The sequence below is a fragment of the Nitrospirillum goiasense genome (assembly GCF_034427435.1).
GTDB lineage: Bacteria > Pseudomonadota > Alphaproteobacteria > Azospirillales > Azospirillaceae > Nitrospirillum.
The window spans coordinates 990,424-1,007,165 of sequence record NZ_JAXQNP010000002.1; the positions used below are offsets into that span (position 1 = coordinate 990,424).

Annotated in this window: 17 protein-coding genes; 12 read left to right on the forward strand and 5 right to left on the reverse strand. The window is 69.1% G+C overall.

All coding sequences use genetic code 11. From position 1 onward, the window contains the following. Positions 1–6: 6 nt before the first annotated feature. From ULB03_RS07020 to ULB03_RS07030, 3 genes are all read right to left on the reverse strand, one after another. Positions 7–897 carry a hydrogen peroxide-inducible genes activator gene (locus ULB03_RS07020; protein ID WP_322482509.1) on the reverse strand — a complete coding sequence of 297 codons (891 nt, stop codon included), beginning with the start codon at positions 895–897 and terminating at the stop codon, positions 7–9. A 76-nt stretch (positions 898–973) separates the two neighbouring features. Beyond that, positions 974–1,201: a hypothetical protein gene (locus ULB03_RS07025; protein ID WP_322482510.1), complete on the reverse strand. Its 228-nt coding sequence runs from the start codon at positions 1,199–1,201 to the stop codon at positions 974–976. Positions 1,202–1,258: 57 nt separating this feature from the next. After that, positions 1,259–2,365, reverse strand: coding sequence for a patatin-like phospholipase family protein (locus ULB03_RS07030; RefSeq protein WP_322482511.1), 1,107 nt, complete (start codon positions 2,363–2,365; stop codon positions 1,259–1,261). Positions 2,366–2,862: 497 nt separating this feature from the next. Here ULB03_RS07030 and ULB03_RS07035 point away from each other — a divergent pair, with 497 nt between their 5' ends. From ULB03_RS07035 to ULB03_RS07075, 9 genes are all read left to right on the forward strand, one after another. Then, positions 2,863–3,327: an HPr kinase/phosphorylase gene (locus ULB03_RS07035; RefSeq protein ID WP_322482512.1), complete on the forward strand. Its 465-nt coding sequence runs from the start codon at positions 2,863–2,865 to the stop codon at positions 3,325–3,327. Beyond that, positions 3,324–4,271, forward strand: coding sequence for an RNase adapter RapZ (gene rapZ, locus ULB03_RS07040; protein WP_322482513.1), 948 nt, complete (start codon positions 3,324–3,326; stop codon positions 4,269–4,271). Before ULB03_RS07035 ends, rapZ begins: the two co-directional genes overlap by 4 nt. Further along, positions 4,268–4,669 (forward strand): PTS sugar transporter subunit IIA, encoded by a 402-nt coding sequence (locus ULB03_RS07045; protein ID WP_088872337.1) that lies wholly within the window; start codon positions 4,268–4,270, stop codon positions 4,667–4,669. The genes rapZ and ULB03_RS07045 overlap by 4 nt, the downstream gene beginning before the upstream one ends. Before the next feature lie 3 nt (positions 4,670–4,672). Next, positions 4,673–4,975 carry an HPr family phosphocarrier protein gene (locus ULB03_RS07050; RefSeq protein WP_322482514.1) on the forward strand — a complete coding sequence of 101 codons (303 nt, stop codon included), beginning with the start codon at positions 4,673–4,675 and terminating at the stop codon, positions 4,973–4,975. Between the two features lie 7 nt (positions 4,976–4,982). After that, positions 4,983–6,776 (forward strand): phosphoenolpyruvate--protein phosphotransferase, encoded by a 1,794-nt coding sequence (ptsP, locus tag ULB03_RS07055; RefSeq protein WP_322482515.1) that lies wholly within the window; start codon positions 4,983–4,985, stop codon positions 6,774–6,776. Between the two features lie 207 nt (positions 6,777–6,983). Further along, a complete protein-coding gene (locus tag ULB03_RS07060) occupies positions 6,984–7,262 on the forward strand; it encodes a FitA-like ribbon-helix-helix domain-containing protein (RefSeq protein ID WP_322482516.1) in 279 nt (92 codons plus the stop codon). Continuing rightward, the gene (locus ULB03_RS07065; protein WP_322482517.1) at positions 7,259–7,699 is read left to right on the forward strand and encodes a type II toxin-antitoxin system VapC family toxin; all 441 of its coding nucleotides are present in this window, start codon (positions 7,259–7,261) and stop codon (positions 7,697–7,699) included. The genes ULB03_RS07060 and ULB03_RS07065 overlap by 4 nt, the downstream gene beginning before the upstream one ends. A 175-nt stretch (positions 7,700–7,874) precedes the next feature. Further along, complete coding sequence (gene ahcY / locus ULB03_RS07070; protein WP_322482518.1) at positions 7,875–9,170, forward strand: adenosylhomocysteinase; 1,296 nt, start codon at positions 7,875–7,877, stop codon at positions 9,168–9,170. A gap of 199 nt (positions 9,171–9,369) precedes the next feature. Next, a complete protein-coding gene (locus tag ULB03_RS07075; RefSeq protein ID WP_322482519.1) occupies positions 9,370–11,853 on the forward strand; it encodes a sensor histidine kinase in 2,484 nt (827 codons plus the stop codon). 162 nt (positions 11,854–12,015) lie between these two features. Here ULB03_RS07075 and grpE read toward each other — a convergent pair whose 3' ends face one another. Continuing rightward, complete coding sequence (gene grpE / locus ULB03_RS07080; RefSeq protein ID WP_322482520.1) at positions 12,016–12,588, reverse strand: nucleotide exchange factor GrpE; 573 nt, start codon at positions 12,586–12,588, stop codon at positions 12,016–12,018. A gap of 162 nt (positions 12,589–12,750) precedes the next feature. Beyond that, positions 12,751–13,785 carry a heat-inducible transcriptional repressor HrcA gene (hrcA, locus tag ULB03_RS07085; RefSeq protein WP_004272342.1) on the reverse strand — a complete coding sequence of 345 codons (1,035 nt, stop codon included), beginning with the start codon at positions 13,783–13,785 and terminating at the stop codon, positions 12,751–12,753. 209 nt (positions 13,786–13,994) lie between these two features. Here hrcA and rph point away from each other — a divergent pair, with 209 nt between their 5' ends. From rph to hemW, 3 genes are all read left to right on the forward strand, one after another. Beyond that, on the forward strand, positions 13,995–14,714 hold the full coding sequence (rph, locus tag ULB03_RS07090) for a ribonuclease PH (protein ID WP_322482521.1): 720 nt from the start codon (positions 13,995–13,997) through the stop codon (positions 14,712–14,714). Positions 14,715–14,874: 160 nt separating this feature from the next. Further along, positions 14,875–15,477 (forward strand): RdgB/HAM1 family non-canonical purine NTP pyrophosphatase, encoded by a 603-nt coding sequence (gene rdgB / locus ULB03_RS07095; protein WP_322482522.1) that lies wholly within the window; start codon positions 14,875–14,877, stop codon positions 15,475–15,477. Then, entirely contained in the window at positions 15,465–16,673 is a 1,209-nt protein-coding gene (gene hemW / locus ULB03_RS07100) for a radical SAM family heme chaperone HemW (RefSeq protein ID WP_416211057.1), read from the forward strand. Before rdgB ends, hemW begins: the two co-directional genes overlap by 13 nt. Positions 16,674–16,742: the final 69 nt, after the last annotated feature.

Genomic DNA, 16,742 nt, shown 5'->3' on the forward strand with positions numbered 1-16,742 from the left:
GCGGATTTATTGCCGGTCCATCTCCCGGATAACTTGGGCCAGGCGCTGGTACGTGGCGGCCATGGCGGCGCCGCCGCGCCACGCCAGAACGATGTGGCGCTTGGCTTCCGGGTCGGGCAACGGCCGGGTGGCGACATGCAATCCGTTCAGGATGCCGGCCCGAACCGCCATCTCCGGCAGCAGGGTGACGCCCCGGCGGTTGTCCACCAGGTGCACCAGGGTCTGCAGGGTCGACGCGGACATGGCCTGGCGGTTCAGGTCCGCGCGGCCACACAGCGACAGGGTGTGGTCGCGCAGGCAGTGCCCGTCCGGCAGCAGCAACAGCCGCTCCACCCAATCCTCCTCCGCCAGGGTCCTTTGGGCGCCCAGCGGATCCTCCCGATGGAAGGCCAGCACCAGCGGGTCGTCGAACAGCGCCGCATAGTCCAAGGTCGCGCAGGGATAGGGCAGGGCCAGGATGGCGCAGTCCAGGTCGCCCCGGCCCAGCGCGGTGCACAGGCTGGCGCTGAACTCTTCCCGCACATGCAGGTCCAGCAGGGGATAGAGGTCCGTGACCCCGGGCAGCAGGCGGGGCAGAAGATAGGGGCCGATGGTGGGGATGATGCCCAGCCGCAGGACACCGGTCAGCGGCCCCGCGGCCTGGCCGATGTTGCCCAGGTCCTGCGCCGCGCGCAGCAGTTCCCGCGCCTTCTGCACCACCTGCTCGCCGATGGCGGTGAAGGCCACCATGCGCCGTGTCCGGTCCACCAGGCGCAGGCGCAACAGGGACTCCAGTTCCTGGATGCTGGAGGACAGCGCGGCCTGGGTGACGTTGCACGCCTCGGCCGCCCGGCTGAAGTTCCGGTGCTCATACAGATGCACCAGATAGCGGAGTTGCTTGAGGCTGGGCAGGGTCATTCGGGGCAGTTCGATAGGATGAGGATGCCGCATCCTACCCCTAAACGCCCACGATTGGAATTATTCTAATTATAGATTAGAGCAGCACGTCCAGGAACATGCCCCGGCGATAGCGCGCGGGCAGCGTCAGGATGCCATTGACCATCAGGCTGGCCAGCTCCCGCGCGGACGGCCAGCGGTTGCCGGGCTTGGCCTTCTGCACGGCGCGCGTGGGCGCCGGCGGCGGCACCAGGATGGAATGCCGGCCCGAACCGTCGGGGATCATCCCGCCGAGGCGGGCGGTGGTGGGGCGGGTCTCTACCATGGGCGGATCATATAGCCGCGCGGGGGCCTCGGCCAAGGGCCCTTGGTGCCCGTTGGCCTAAAGATAATCATGCACGATGTCGATGGAGGTCTCGACACCCACCTTGTCGAAATTCGCCGTCAGCCAGCAATCCGCCGTCTCGCGCCCCTTGGTGAACAGGTATTGCAGGAATTCCGGCTCGGCGTTCAGCTTGCTGGACGCGTGCATGTCGGCCAGGGCCTCGTCATTCTCGATGACGTGCATGCGCAGGGCCTTGTACTGGTCGGAGGTGAGCTCGCCGGATTCGATCATGCGCGCGACGAAGCGGATGGACCGCATCTCGCGCATCAGCGAGGCGTTGAAGGTGATCTCGTTCACCCGGTCGGCGATCTCGAACGGCGTCTTGGGCACGCCCTTGCGCACCAGCGGATTGATCTGCACGACGATGATGTCGTGGCTTTCGTTCTCATAGGCGATGGGCCACAGCGACGGATTGCCCATGAAGCCGCCGTCCCAGTAAAACTCGCCCTCGATCTCCACCGCCTGGAACATCTGCGGCAGGCAGGCGGAGGCCAGCACGGCATCGATGGTGATGTCGCGGTTGCGGAAGATCTTCACCTTGCCCGTCTCCACATTCGTGGCCGACAGGTACAGGTCGATGCCGCAGCCGGTGCGCACCCGATCGAAATCCACCAGCTCCTTCAGGATGCCGCGCAGGGGGTTGATGCCCAGCGGATTGCTCTGATAGGGCGAGACCAGCATGTTCATGAGGTTGATCCAGGCATAGCCCGGGCTGTCGTCCACCCGCCAGCTGCCGCGCAGGCGCGACAGCCAACTGCGCTTGATGGGGGACGTCCGTCCCGCCTCGCCCACCTTGGTCCAGAAGCTGCGCAAGGCCTGGCGGGCGCCCTCTCGCCCATCCTTGCCATAGCCGTCGGCCAGGACCACCGCGTTCATGGCCCCGGCGCTGGTGCCGGAGATGGCCTCCACCTCCAGCCGGCCATCCTCCAGCAGGCGGTCCAGCACGCCCCAGGTGAAGGCGCCGTGCGACCCACCCCCCTGCAGGCCCAGGTTCACCCGCTTGCGCGGCTGGCCGGTCTTCTTCTTGGCGCGACCGGTGGCGGCGGTGGGCTCCGAGACCGGGCTTTGGGAAGCCGGACTGTGGGGGGGCGTGCTGTCGGGCATCGGGAAACCTGTCGTCTGTTGACCCATGACGCGGCGCAACCGAATGGCGGCCGGGAAGGCGCGATGGTCCGTCCTGGACGGGCCGCTTCTACCCGATCCGTCCTTGGGGCGTACAACGATATGGGGCCCGTCAGCGATGGGCCAAGGGCGGCTTTTCGCCCCGCGCCGGACGCGGGCCCGCGCGGGCGCCCCTATCCCGCCCACTCTATCGCGGCGGCCCGCGCGCGTCGTTGTAAAATGTCCCCAGCGAATGGTGCGCCGCCGAACGCACGGGCTCCCCGGCTTTGCGCCCCGGCTGGGCTTCTGCTAAAACCGGCGGCGGCATGCGGCCTTTCCGGCATCGGGGGATGCGGAATGGGGCCACGGCGGGGCCTGGGAACGGAAAGCGGGGGATGATGAACAGGCAAGGCGGGTCCGGGGGGGCCGCGCATAGGCGTCATGCCCTTGACTTGGGGGGCATTGACAGGGGGGGCCATCGGTCGCACCTTCCCTCGACCATGATCCGCGTCCATGCCACTTGCGTCAGTGTTGGCGGTGCCGGCGTCCTCTTGCGGGGACCGTCGGGGTCGGGCAAATCCGATTTGGCCCTGCGCCTGGTGGATGCGGGCGCCTTGCTGGTGGCCGACGACCAGGTGGTCCTGACCGCCGATCCCACGCGATCCCTGGTGACCGCCACCGCGCCCGAGCGTTTGGCCGGGCTGATCGAGGTGCGTGGCCTGGGCATCCTGCCCGCCCCCACCGCCCCGTCGGCCGTTATCCGCCTCGTGGTCGACCTGGTGGAACGCGACGCCGTTCCGCGCCTGCCCACTACCGATGCTAACCGGCTTGCCGGTGTGATGGTGCCGCACGTGGCGCTGTGGCCCTTCGCCGCCTCCGCCCCCGCCGCCCTGCGCCTGGCGCTGGCGGCCCTGGCATCGGGCGCGCCCCTGGTGCCCGCCGCGTTCGATGAGGTGGCGGCATGACCGGGCCCGCCGACAGCCCCCGATCTCAGCCTCTGACCCCGCCCCCGGCCGCCCCGCCGGTGGTCGTCATCACCGGCCAGTCGGGTGCCGGCCTGTCCACGGCGCTGAAGGCGCTGGAGGATCTGGGGTATGAGGCGGTGGACAATCTGCGCCTGTCGCTGCTGACCCATCTGGTGGAACAGGCCAGCGACCGGCCGCTGGCCATCGGCATCGACAGCCGCACCCGCGACTTCTCCGCCGACGCGGTGCTGGCGGAACTGGACCGGCTGCGCCACGCCACCGGCCGGGCCGTCAGCCTGCTGTTCATGGAGGCCTCGGACGAGGCGCTGCAACGGCGCTACACCGAAACCCGCCGGCCCCATCCGCTGGCGACCGACCGGCCCGTGCCCGACGGCATCGCGCGGGAGCGCACCCTGCTGTGGCCCTTGCGTGACAATGCCGACGTGGTCGTCGACACGACCCAGCTTTCCATCCACGATGTCCGCCGTTTGCTGGGCGGACATTTCCGGTTGGACACGGCGCCGTCGCTGCATGTCTTCGTGACCAGCTTCTCGTTCCGCCACGGCGTCCCGCGTGAGGCCGACCTGGTGTTCGACGTCCGTTTCCTCGACAACCCCCATTGGGTTCCCGATCTGCGGCCCCTGACGGGCAACGACGCGCCCGTGGGCGCCTTCATCGAAAAGGATGGGGATTTCCCCGCCTTCTTCGAAAACCTCACCCGCTTGCTGGCCCCCCTGCTGCCGCGCTACATGAGCGAGGGCAAGCGCTACCTCACCATCGCGGTGGGGTGCACCGGGGGCCGTCACCGCTCCGTCTTTGTCGCCAACCGGCTGGCGGCATGGTTGCAAACCCAGGGCTCCCGGGTGGGCGTCGCCCACCGGGAATTGGACCGGTCCGGCGTGTCCCCGGAGCCCGCGCATGTCGTCAATAGGGAGACCCGATGATCGGTATGGTCCTCGTGACCCACGGCCGCCTGGCCGAGGAGTTCATACTGGCCCTCCAGCACGTGGTGGGGGAACAGGCACAAGTGCGCGCGGTCTGCATCGGGCCGGAAGATGACATGGAACAGCGGCGGGAAGACATCCTGGCCAAGGTCGCGGAATGCGACACCGGCGACGGGGTGGTGGTCCTGACCGATATGTTCGGTGGCACGCCGTCCAACCTGGCCATCAGCACCATGGATCGCGCCAAGGTCGAGGTCATCGCCGGCGTCAACCTGCCCCTGTTGATCAAGCTGGCCTCGGTGCGCAAGACCGAGTCGCTGGAAAGCGCGGTCCAGGCCGCGCGCGAGGCGGGGCGCAAGTACATCAACGTCGCCTCCTCCCTGCTGGCGGACAACTGAGCCATGACCGGCGGGGGGGATGGGAACGCGGGCGACTTTGGCCCGGCGCGCACGGCGCTGATCCAGAACCGGCGCGGCCTGCACGCCCGGGCGGCGGCCAAGTTCGTGAAACTGGCGGCGGAATTCGACGCCGAGGTGGAGGTGGAGCGCGGCGACACCCAGGTGAACGGCCAGTCCATCATGGGCCTCATGATGCTGGCGGCCGCCATCGGCACTTCCATCACCTTGCGCGCCCGGGGGCCGCAGGGGGAACAGGCGCTGGATGCCCTGGTCGCCCTGGTGGACCGCAAGTTCGATGAGGACTGACCGGCAAATGGCCGACCGCGCATCCGGCCGGGGCCGTGGGACCAAGGCGGGCGTGGACCGCCTGCTGCGCGGCGTGGGCGTCTCCTCTGGCATCGCCATCGGGCCGGCGCACGTCGTCGACGCCGGCGCCCTGCTGGCGCCCGAGTACACCATTCCCGAGGACGGGCTGGAGGCGGAGGTTCAGCGGTTCGCCACCGCCGCCGACAAGGCGCGGCGCCAGGTCCGCAAGCTGAAGACCAAGTCGTCGGCCCTGCCGGACAGCGCCGCGGAGGAAATCGGCATCCTGCTGGATGCCCATTTCGCCATGCTGTCGGGCTCCCGCCTCATGCGCGGGGTGGAAAAGCGCATCCGCCAGGACAAGCTGAACGCCGAGGCGGCGGTGCAGGCGGAAATCACCAGCATCGCGCAGAGCTTCGCCGACATGGAGGACGCCTACCTGGCGGCCCGCGTCGCCGATGTGCGTGAGGTGGGCCAGCGCCTGCTGCGCAACCTGATGCAGCACAAGTACCAGGCCTTTTCCTTCCTGCCCGAGGGCTGCATCGTCCTGGCGGAGGATTTGAGCCCCGCCGACACGGCCCTGATGGACCCGCGCCGCATCGGCGGTTTCGCCACCATGCTGGGCGGGCCGGAAGGGCACACCGCCATCATGGCGCGGTCCCTGGGCCTGCCGGCGGTGCTGGGCACGCTGGGCCTGCTGCAGGGGGTGCAGAACGGCGACACGGTGGTGGTGGACGGCATCGCCGGCCAGGTCTGCGTCAACCCCAGCCCGGACGTGCTGGACGGCTATCGCCGCCGCCGGGCCGAGTTGCTGGCGGAGCGGGCGCAGCTGAAAACCCTGCGCAAGCTGCCGGCCATCACCCGCGACGGCACCGCCGTCACCCTGAACGCCAACCTGGAACTGCCGCGGGAACTGGACGGCGCGCTGGAGGTCGGCGCGTCCGGTGTGGGCCTGCTGCGTACCGAATTCCTGTTCATGAACCGCGAGGATCTGCCGGACGAGGATGAACAGACGGAGATCCTGACCCGCATCGTCGCCAGCATGGACGGCAAGCCGGTGACGGCCCGCACCCTGGACATCGGCGGGGAGAAGATCGCCACGGCGTTGCGCGGGTATTTCAGCGAGCCCACCAACCCCGCCCTGGGCCTGCGCGCCATCCGCCTGTCCTTGAAGGAGCCCAAGCTGCTGGAAACCCAGTTGGCTGCCATGCTGCGCGCCGGGGCCCACGGCAATCTGCGCATCCTGCTGCCCATGATCAGCTCGGTGGCGGAGGTGCGGCGCGTGCGCGAGATCATGGCCACGGTGGTGCGCCGCCTGCGCCGCCGGGGGGTGAAGATCGCTCACCCCCTGCCCAAGCTGGGCATCATGATCGAAATCCCGGGCGCCGCCCTGTCGGCCGACGGCCTGGCGCCCTTCTGCGACTTCTTCGCCATCGGCACCAACGACCTGATCCAGTACACGCTGGCCATCGACCGGGGCGATGAACAGGTGGCCGACCTCTACGACCCGCTGCATCCCGCCGTGTTGCGCCTGGTGCAGTTCACGACCGAGGCGGCGTTGCGCGCCCGCATCCCCGTGTCCATCTGCGGCGAGATGGCGGGCGACCCGCGCTACACCGCCCTGCTGCTGGGCCTGGGCATCCGGGAGCTGTCCATGGCGCCCAACAACCTGCCGGTGGTGAAGCGCCGCCTGCGCGGCCTGGACCTGGTCGAGGCCACGCGCCGCGCCCGCACCATCATGGACCAGACCGACCAGGGCCGCATCGCGGCGCTGCTGGACGATTTCAACGACGCCGCGGCGTAAAGTTCCCTCAATCGCCGGGCGCCGCCGTCCGGCGGCTTGGCTTCCTCGCTTTCCAGTCCGCTTCGCTGCCCAGAAAGCTCCGGCGGATGCGGTCGCATCCTAAGACACGAGACTTTGTCGGGCGCCGCTGATTAGCTTGACGGGATTCGGGCGTTTCAGCACCCTCGGGCGTGCCAGCACTGCTGGCATTGCCTGGGAGGACCCCTGATGCCCACCGCCCTGACCGTCCGTGGCCTGGATGAGGATTTGGTGCGCCGCCTGAAGCTGCGTGCCGCCCGCCATGGCCGCTCCATGGAAGCCGAGTGCCGCGACATCCTGCGCCAGGCCTTGGCCAACGAGCCGCAGGATTTCCGCGCCCTGGCGTCCTCGCTGCGCCAATCCCTGGCCGACCGCGCCCACCGTCCCGCCGGCGAGGTCATGGCCGGCGTGCGGGCGGAGACCTGGGCGGCCCTGCCCGGAACCGCGCCGGAGGGCGGGGGCGCATGAGCCTGCAATTCGTCATCGACGCCTCCGTCGCCCTGCAATGGGTGGTGCCGGAGGCGACCAGCCCGGTGGCCGACCGCTTGTTGGGTCATCGCCTGCTGGCGCCCGACGTGCTGATGGGCGACCTGGCCCAGGTGCTGGGCGCCAAGGTGGCCCTGGGCGACCTGACGGCGGTGGAGGCCGCGACCGCCGCCATGGCGCTGCAAGGTGCGGAGGTGGAACTGATGCCCTCCCGCCCCTTGCTGGCCGATGCCGTGCGCCTGGCGGCCCAATTGTCCCACCCGGCGCAGGATTGCCTGTACCTGGCGCTGGCCCAGGGGATGCAACTGGTCTACGTCACCGCCAACCCGGCCCTGGTGCGTGCGGTGCGCGGCCCCCATGGCGGGCGCCTGGCGGGACGCGTCGTGCTGGTGCACGAGGTGGAGCGCTTCCTGCGCTGAGCGGCGACTCGCAAACGGATAGCTTGCCAACAAATGCACACATAAAGATGTCTTTATGCTTGCTGGTCGGCGGGCGCGCTGGTACATCCAGGCCATCATCCAGCCTGGGAAGGCTGGGGCGTCGGCGCGTCTTGCCGCCCCCATTGCCCCCACGGCGCCAAAGGAGCATCGCCCCATGACCGCCTTCACCGACTACAAAGTCCAGGACATCGGCCTCGCCGGCTGGGGTCGCAAGGAAATCACCATCGCCGAGACGGAGATGCCGGGCCTGATGGCCCTGCGCTCGGAATACGCCGGCAAGAAGCCGCTGGCTGGCGCCCGCATCGTCGGCTGCCTGCACATGACCATCCAGACCGCCGTGCTGATCGAGACGCTGGTGGACCTGGGCGCCACGGTGCGCTGGTCCTCGTGCAACATCTTCTCGACCCAGGACCACGCCGCCGCCGCCATCGCCGCCGCCAACATCCCGGTCTTCGCCTGGAAGGGCGAGACGGAGGAGGAGTTCTGGTGGTGCATCGAGCAGACGCTGCGCGGGCCGGATGGCTGGACCCCCAACATGATCCTGGACGATGGCGGCGACGTCACCCAGATCCTGCACGACAAGTATCCCGAGATGCTGGCCGACATCCGCGGCCTGTCGGAAGAGACCACCACCGGCGTGCATCGCCTGTATGAGATGATGAAGAAGGGCACGCTGAAGGTTCCGGCCATCAACGTGAACGACAGCGTCACCAAGTCCAAGTTCGACAACCTGTACGGCTGCCGCGAAAGCCTGGTGGACGGCATCAAGCGCGCCACCGACGTCATGGTCGCCGGCAAGGTCGCTGTGGTCTGCGGCTATGGCGACGTGGGCAAGGGCTCCGCCGCCTCGCTGCGCAGCCAGGGCGCCCGCGTCATGGTGACCGAGATCGACCCCATCAACGCCCTGCAGGCCGCCATGGAAGGCTACCAGGTCGTGACCATGGAACAGGCCGCCCCCCAGGGCGACATCTTCGTCACCGCCACCGGCAACGTCGACGTCATCACGCTGGACCACATGCGTGAGATGAAGGACCGGGCCATCGTCTGCAACATCGGCCACTTCGACAGCGAAATCCAGATCGACAGCCTGCGCAACTACGTGTGGGAAGAGGTGAAGCCGCAGGTGGACGAGGTGGTGTTCCCCGACGGCAAGCGCCTGATCGTCCTGGCCAAGGGCCGCCTGGTGAACCTGGGCTGCGCCACCGGCCACCCCAGCTTCGTCATGTCCGCCAGCTTCACCAACCAGGTGCTGGCCCAGATCGAGCTGTGGAACAACGCCGACAAGTACGAGAACAAGGTCTACGTGCTGCCCAAGCACCTGGACGAGAAGGTGGCCCGCCTGCACCTGGCCAAGATCGGCGCCAACCTGACGACCCTGACCGACAAGCAGGCGGAATACATCGCCGTCAGCCCGCAGGGCCCGTTCAAGCCCGACCACTACCGTTATTGATCGACCGCGCCCACCCTGGCGGCCTTGGCCGCCAGGGACCGGAGGCGATATCGCGAAGGCCGGGCCCTGTGCCCGGCCTTTCCTTTGGACGGCCGTCCTTCGCCCGCCCGGCGGGGCCGGGAGCGCTGTCCGGGACCGCTGTAAAGTAGCCTTCCGTTCGCTTGGCACCCACACCGTCATTAACTAAGATCCGGGCGTCATGCCGAGAAACGCCACCGCCCTGCCTCTAGCGCTGACCGCCGCGGCCTTGGCCGCGCCCGGTTTTCCCTGCCTGCGCCTGGTGTTTCCCGACGCGCCGCTGCCCCTGGTGGTGGCGGGCTCGGTGGCCAGCCTGGTGGCGGCGGGGGTTTGCCTGGCCCGGTTGGCCGGCCAGCGCCACGCCGCCACCACGCAGGCGGCGCGGGCGGAGGCGTTGCTGTCAGGCTGCGCGGATGAATGGGTGGCCTGGCGGCACGGTCGGGTCATCGGCGCCAGCGCCAGCGCCGGCGCCTGGCTGGGCGTCCCCGATCCCCGACCCGGCGGCCGCATGGATGAGATCGCCCAGGCCTTCGACGCGGCGGAGGATGCGGCGCTGCGCCGGGCCCTGCGCGACCTGGATGACGAGGGCGTGCCGTTTTCCCTGCAGATGTCCTGTCACCAGGGGCGGCGCACCCTGATGCTGATCGGTCGCCCGGGGACGTCCCCGGTGCCGCTGGGGGACGATGGCGACCCATCGGGCCGGATCAGCGTGCTCTGGCTGCGCGATGTGACGGCCACCGCCGCCGACGCCGCGCAGGCGGATCAGCGCCGCCAGGTGGCGGAGGACGCGGCGGCGCGCCTGCGCGCGGCGTTGGAACTGCTGCCCTTCCCCCTGTGGACGCGTCGGTCCGATGGTTCCCTGCTCTGGTGCAACCAGGCCTATGGCACGGCGGTCGGCCTGTCCCCCGCCGCCGTGGTGGAACAGGGGGTAGAGCTGGTCACCGACCCCGGCGCCGGCCGGGCGCTGGCCGCCCGCGCGCTGGCGGAGGGCCAGGGCGCGTCCGAAACCCGCCATGTCGTCGTCGCCGGCCAGCGCCAACTGCTGCGCCTCGTGGAGACGCCGCTGGCGGCCCCGCTGGCCACGCCGCTGGAGGGTGGGGCCGCCCTCATGGGCCATGCCCTGGACCTGACCCGGGAACAGGAGCTGTCGTCGGAACTGGAGCGCCACATCGCCGCCCATGGCGATGTGCTGGAGCACCTGGGCTCCGCCATCGCCATCTACGGCGCCGACACCAAGCTGAAGTTCCACAACCGCTCCTACGCGCGGCTATGGGGCCTGGATGAGCCCTGGCTGGCCACCGAACCCACCTATGGCGAGGTGCTGGAGGACCTGCGCAGCCGCCGCCGCCTGCAGGAGGAGGTGGACTTCCCCCGGTGGAAGCGGGGCCAGATGGCCCTGTTCACCAACCTGACGGAACCGCGCGAGGACATGGTCCATCTTCCGGACGGCACGACCCTGCGCACCATCGCCGTGCCCCACCCCTTCGGCGGCCTGATGTTCGTGCTGGAGGACGTGACCAACGCCCTGGCGCTGGAATCGTCCTACAACACCCTGATGGCGGTGCAGCAGGAGACGCTGGACAACCTGGCGGAAGGCGTCGCCGTGTTCGGCGGCGACGGCCGGCTGAAGCTGTGGAACCCCTCCTTCGCCCGCATCTGGGGGCTGAAGGGATCGGACCTGAACGGCGAGCCGCACATCACCCAGGTGATCGACAAGCTGCAGCCACTGCTGGACCACGATGGCGACTGGCCGGCGCGGCGCCGCGCCATGATCGCCGACCTGCTGGAACGGTCCAGCTATGCCGGCCGGCTGGAACGCACCGACCGATCCATCGTCGACGTGTCCAACGTGCCGCTGCCCGACGGCGCCGTGCTGATCAGCGTGCTGGACATCACCGACAGCGTGCGCGTGGAAGAGGCCCTGCGCGCCAGCAACGAGGCGCTGGCGACGGCCGACCGGCTGAAGTCGGAATTCATCGCCAACGTTTCCTACCAGCTGCGCACGCCCCTGAACGCCATCATGGGCTTCGCCGAGATCCTGAATAACCAGTATTTCGGCGCGCTCAACGAACGCCAGGCCGATTACACCAAGGGCGTGCTGGAGGCCAGCCGCCGCCTGCTGGCGCTGATCAACGACATCCTGGACCTCGCGACCATCGAGGCCGGATTCATGACCCTGGACCGCTCGCCGGTCGATGTCGGCCAGTTGCTGGAGGCGGTGTCGAGCCTGACGCTGGACTGGGCGCGCAAGCAGGACGTCACCCTGCTGGTGCAGGTGCCGTACGACATCGGCACCCTCGATGCCGACGAGCGCCGCCTGAAGCAGGCGCTGTACAACCTGGTCAGCAACGCCGTGAAGTTCACGCCGCCGGGCGGCCAAGTCACCCTGTCGGCCAAGCGCCAGATGGGGGAGGGCGGGCCGGAGATGGTGCTGTCGGTCAGCGACACCGGCATCGGCATCCCCGCCGCCGACCGCCAGCGCGTGTTCAACAAGTTCGAGCGCGGCGACGTGCAGAACCACCCCGCCGGTGCCGGCCTGGGCCTGTCACTGGTGAAAAGCTTCGTCGAGCTGCACGGCGGCCGGGTGGAGATCAGCGACAGCGACCACGGCACGCTGATCCAGTGCCACCTGCCATTACGGCATTCTGCCGTAATGGCGGTGTAAAGTGATGTTCCTCAGGCGCCGGAAGGCCCATCCGGGCCTTTGGCTATCCTCGGTTTTCAGTCCGCTGCCGCTCCCCGAAAATCTGCGGCGGACGTGGTCGCGTCCTAAAGCCTGGCCCAGAAGGGCCAGGCTTGTGGGGCTTTAAGACGCGATTTTCTGCAATTACGCGCTGGTATCCACCTTGCCGGTGTTGGTGCCGGCCTTGGCGACGCAGACCATGGCCTCGCGCAGCAGGCGGCCCTGGATGGTGTAGCCGGGCTGCAGGATGGTGACCACGGTGCCGGCGGGCTTGTCCGTGCCGTCGACCTCGGCCACCACCTGGTGGAAGTTGGGGTCGAAGGGCTGGCCCATGGGCTCCAGCTTCACGATGCCGGCGCGGTCGAAGGCGGCGATCAGTTGGCGCTCGGTCGCCTCCACGCCGGTCAGCAGGGTGTTGACCTGCTCGTTGCCGGCGCGGGTCTCGGCCGGGACGGCGTCGATGGCGCGGCGCAGATTGTCGGCCACGGCCAGCAGTTCCTTGGCGAAGCCGGACACGGCGTACTTGGCGGTGTCCTCACGCTCCTTCTGGGCGCGGCGGCGGGTGTTCTCCGCCTCGGCCATGCTGCGCAGCAGCTGGTCCTTCAGGGACGCGACTTCGGCTTCCAGCGCGGCGACGGCGTCCGAGGAGGCCGGCGCTTGCTGCTGCGGGGCGGCGTCGGTTTCGGGGGCGGTGGTCGTCTCGTTGCTATCGGTCATCTTAGCGGCAGTCTCTACAAGGGTGCGGAACAACGGCGGCTCACCACCGCCGGGACGGGCAGAAGATAGGCATCCCGCGCGCGTCGCGCCAGAGGCGATGCGGGGGAAGGGGCAGGAATAAAGCGGGGGTGGGGTGAAATGTTGGGCCGACGGGCGAACAACTCACCCGATCATGCGGCTGATGACCTTGGCGGTGTAGTCGACCATGGGGATGATGCGGGCGTAATTGATGCGGGTGGGCCCGATGACGCCGATGGCGCCCACGATCTGGTCCTTGCCGTTGGTGTAGGGGGAGACGATCAGGGAACAGCCGGCATGGCTGAACAGGTTGTTCTCCGCGCCGATGAAGATCTGCACCCCCTCCGCCTGGCCGGTCGCCTCCAGCAGCCGCATCATGGCGTCGCGGGTCTCCAGCGCCTCGAACAGGCTGCGGATGCGTTCCAGGTCCGACAGGGCGCTGACGTCGTCCAGCAGCTTGGCCTGGCCGCGCACGATCAGCACGCCGCTGCTGCGGCTGCCGGCCCAGGTGGCCATGCCCGTGTCCACCACCCGGCGGGTCAACTCGTCCAGTTGGGTGCGCTGCTCCTCCGCCTCGGCCTGCAGCCGGGTGCGGGCCTCCGCCAGGGTGCGGCCCACCACCCGGGCGTTCAGATAGTTGCTGGCCATCTGCAGGACGGAGGAGGGGATACCCATGGGCACCTCCACCACCCGGTTCTCCACCAGGCCGTCCTCCGTCACCAGCACGACCAGGGCGCGGCCGGGCTGCAGGTTCACGAACTCGATATGTTTCAGCGGCCGGTCGGTCTTGGGCGCCATGACCAGCCCGGCGCAGGACGACAGGCCCGACAGCATGGTCGTCGCCTCCTCCAGCGCCTCGGGCAGGGAGCGGCCGGAGGCGGCGCACTGGGCGTCGATGCTCTCCCGCTCATCATCCGACAGGTCGCCCACCTCCAGCAGGCCGTTGACGAACAGGCGCAGGCCCACGTCGGTGGGCACCCGCCCGGCGGAGGTGTGCGGCGCCTTCAGCAGGCCCAGTTCCTCCAGATCCGCCATGACGTTGCGGATGGTGGCCGGCGACAGCGCGATGCCCAGGCGGCGCGACAGCGTGCGGCTGCCCACCGGTTCCCCGGTTTCGACATAGGCTTCCACGATCTGGCGGAAGATGTCGCGGGACCGCTGGTTCAGCTCGGTGATCATGCCTGGGGGCGGGGCCGTGTGGATGGGGGGATGGATGGGGAGGATGTCCTTAAATCTAATGAGGGACGGCGGTGTTATCAATCGTCGCCGGGCCACTGCCCGGGGGAATCGCCGGCCCGCCCCGCCATATCCGGGGTGGACAGGGCGATGGTTCCGTCGCTAGGTAGGGCCTCGCAAACACCCTATGACAGCTACGGGACCGCCCCGCCATGACCCGCCCCTCCGGCCGCGCCGCCGACCAGCTCCGCGCCGTCTCGCTTGAGACCGGCTTCGCCAAGTACGCCGAAGGCTCCTGCCTCGTGCGCTTCGGCGACACCCACGTGCTGTGCACGGCCAGTGTCGAGGAAAAGGTGCCGCCCTTCCTGCGCGGCCAGGGCCTGGGCTGGGTGACGGCGGAATATGGCATGCTGCCCCGCGCCACCCACAGCCGCACCGACCGTGAGGCCGCCAAGGGCAAGCAGTCCGGTCGCACCCAGGAAATCCAGCGCCTGATCGGCCGCGCGCTGCGCGCCATCACCGACCGCAAGGCCATGGGCGAAATCCAGGTGAAGATCGACTGCGACGTGCTGCAGGCCGACGGCGGCACCCGCACCGCCGCCATCACCGGCAGCTATGTCGCCCTGCACCAGGCCTTCACCCACCTGATGCGCATCGGCGTATGCAAGCAAATCCCCCTGATCGACAGCGTGGCCGCCATCTCCTGCGGCATCTACAACGGCCAGCCCGTGCTGGACCTGGACTATGCCGAGGACAGCAACGCCCAGGCCGACGCCAACTTCGTCCTGACGGGGGCCGGCGGCATCGTGGAAATTCAGGGCACGGCCGAGGAACGCCCCTTTGACGAGGCCCAGTTCAACGAGCTGCTGCGCCTGGCCCGCCACGGCATCGGCCAACTGACCGCCCTGCAGAAAACGGCCCTGGGTCTCTGATCACCACGGCACCATATCAGGCGGTAGGTAAGAGGGGGCTTGGAGCCCCAAGCCCCTTAGGCCCCGACTGGGGCCGCCGCAGATTTCCGGGGAGCGTCAGCGGACTGGAAATCGAGGATAGCCAAGGGGCGGATGCCCCGCCGGCGTTTGAGGCGAACGAATGACAAACCCCAGACAATTCACCGGCGACACCCTGATCATCGCCACCCACAACAAGGGCAAGGTGAAGGAAATCGCGGCCCTGTTGGGCGACCATGTCGCCCACTTCCCCACGGCGGGGGAGCTGGGCCTGCCGGAGCCGGAGGAGACCGGCCTGACCTTCCGCGAGAACGCGGAGCTGAAGGCCCTGGCGGCGGCCAAGGCGGCGGGCAAGCCGGCGCTGGCGGACGACAGCGGCATGGCGGTCAAGGCCTTGGACGGGGCGCCCGGCATCTACTCCGCCCGCTGGGCCGGGCCGGAGAAGGACTTCGCCGCCGCCATGGCCCGGGTGGAGCGTGAGCTGCCGCCCGGCGCGCCGCGCGACGCCAGCTTCATCTGCGCCCTCACCATCGCCTGGCCGGATGGGCATGTGGAGACGGTGCAGGGCGAGGTGCACGGCCAGTTGGTCAACCCGCCGCGCGGCGACCGGGGCTTCGGCTATGATCCCATCTTCGTCCAGGACGGCCACACCGTGACCTATGGCGAGATGGAACCGCACGAGAAGCACGCCATCAGCCATCGGGCCCAGGCCTTCCGCCAGTTGGTGGAGCGATGCTTCCGGTGATCCCTCCCGAAGCCAAAACCGACGCTGGGGCCGGCACGGTTCCCGGCGGCTTCGGCCTCTACGTGCATTGGCCGTTCTGCCTGGCCAAGTGCCCCTATTGCGACTTCAACAGCCATGTCCGCGAGGGCGTGGACCAGGCCCGCTGGCGCGCCGCCCTGGTGCGGGAGCTGGACCACGCCGCCGACCGCATCGCGCGGGTGCATCCGGGCCGCCGGCTGACCAGCGTGTTCTTCGGTGGCGGCACGCCCTCCCTCATGCCGCCGGAAACGGTGGCCGCCATCCTGGAACGGGCCGACCACCACTGGGGCATCGTTCCGGATGTGGAAGTAACGCTGGAGGCCAACCCGACCTCGTCCGAGGCGGCGCGCTTCGCCGGCTTCCGCGCCGCCGGTGTCAACCGCCTGTCCATGGGCATCCAGGCGCTGAACGATGCTGACCTCAAGGCGCTGGGCCGCAAGCATTCGGCGGCGGAGGCGCAGGCCGCCATCGCCATGGCCAAGGGCGTCTTTGATCGTTTCAGTTTCGATCTGATCTATGCGCGCCCCGGCCAGACGGTGGCGGCGTGGCAGGATGAGCTGTCCCGGGCGCTGGACATGGCCGTGGGCCATCTGTCGCTGTACCAGTTGACCATCGAGGAAGGCACCCAGTTCCACACCCTGCACCAGCGCGGCGACCTGGTGGTGCCGGATGAGGATCTGGCGGGCGACCTCTATGAGGCGACGCAGGTCCTGCTGAACCAGGCCGGCATGCCGGCCTATGAGGTGTCCAACCACGCCCGTCCTGGGCAGGAAAGCCGGCACAACCTGGTCTATTGGCGCTATGGCGACTATGTCGGCATCGGTCCCGGCGCCCACGGCCGCCTGACCCTGGAAGGCCAAAAGATCGCCACCCGCACCCACCGCGCGCCCGAAATCTGGTTGCAGCGGGTGGAGGAGGGCGGCACCGGCGCCCATGCCGACGAGGCGGTGACGCCGGAGCAGCGCGGTCGCGAGGCCCTGATGATGGGCCTGCGCCTGGCCGAGGGCGTCAGCCTGGCGCGCCTCTCGGACGAGGCCGGCGGCATCAACCCCATGGACATGGAGGCGGTGGACCGCCTATCCCGCCACGGCCTGCTGACCCTGGACGGCGACCGCCTGACCGCCACGGCGGATGGCCGCCAGCGGCTGAACGGCGTGCTGGCCGCGTTGCTGGGGTAGGCTCCCCCTGCGTCATTCCGCGCTATCCGCCGAGCTTGAGGGAGTCGTTGGCTGATGCCATGTTTGGCT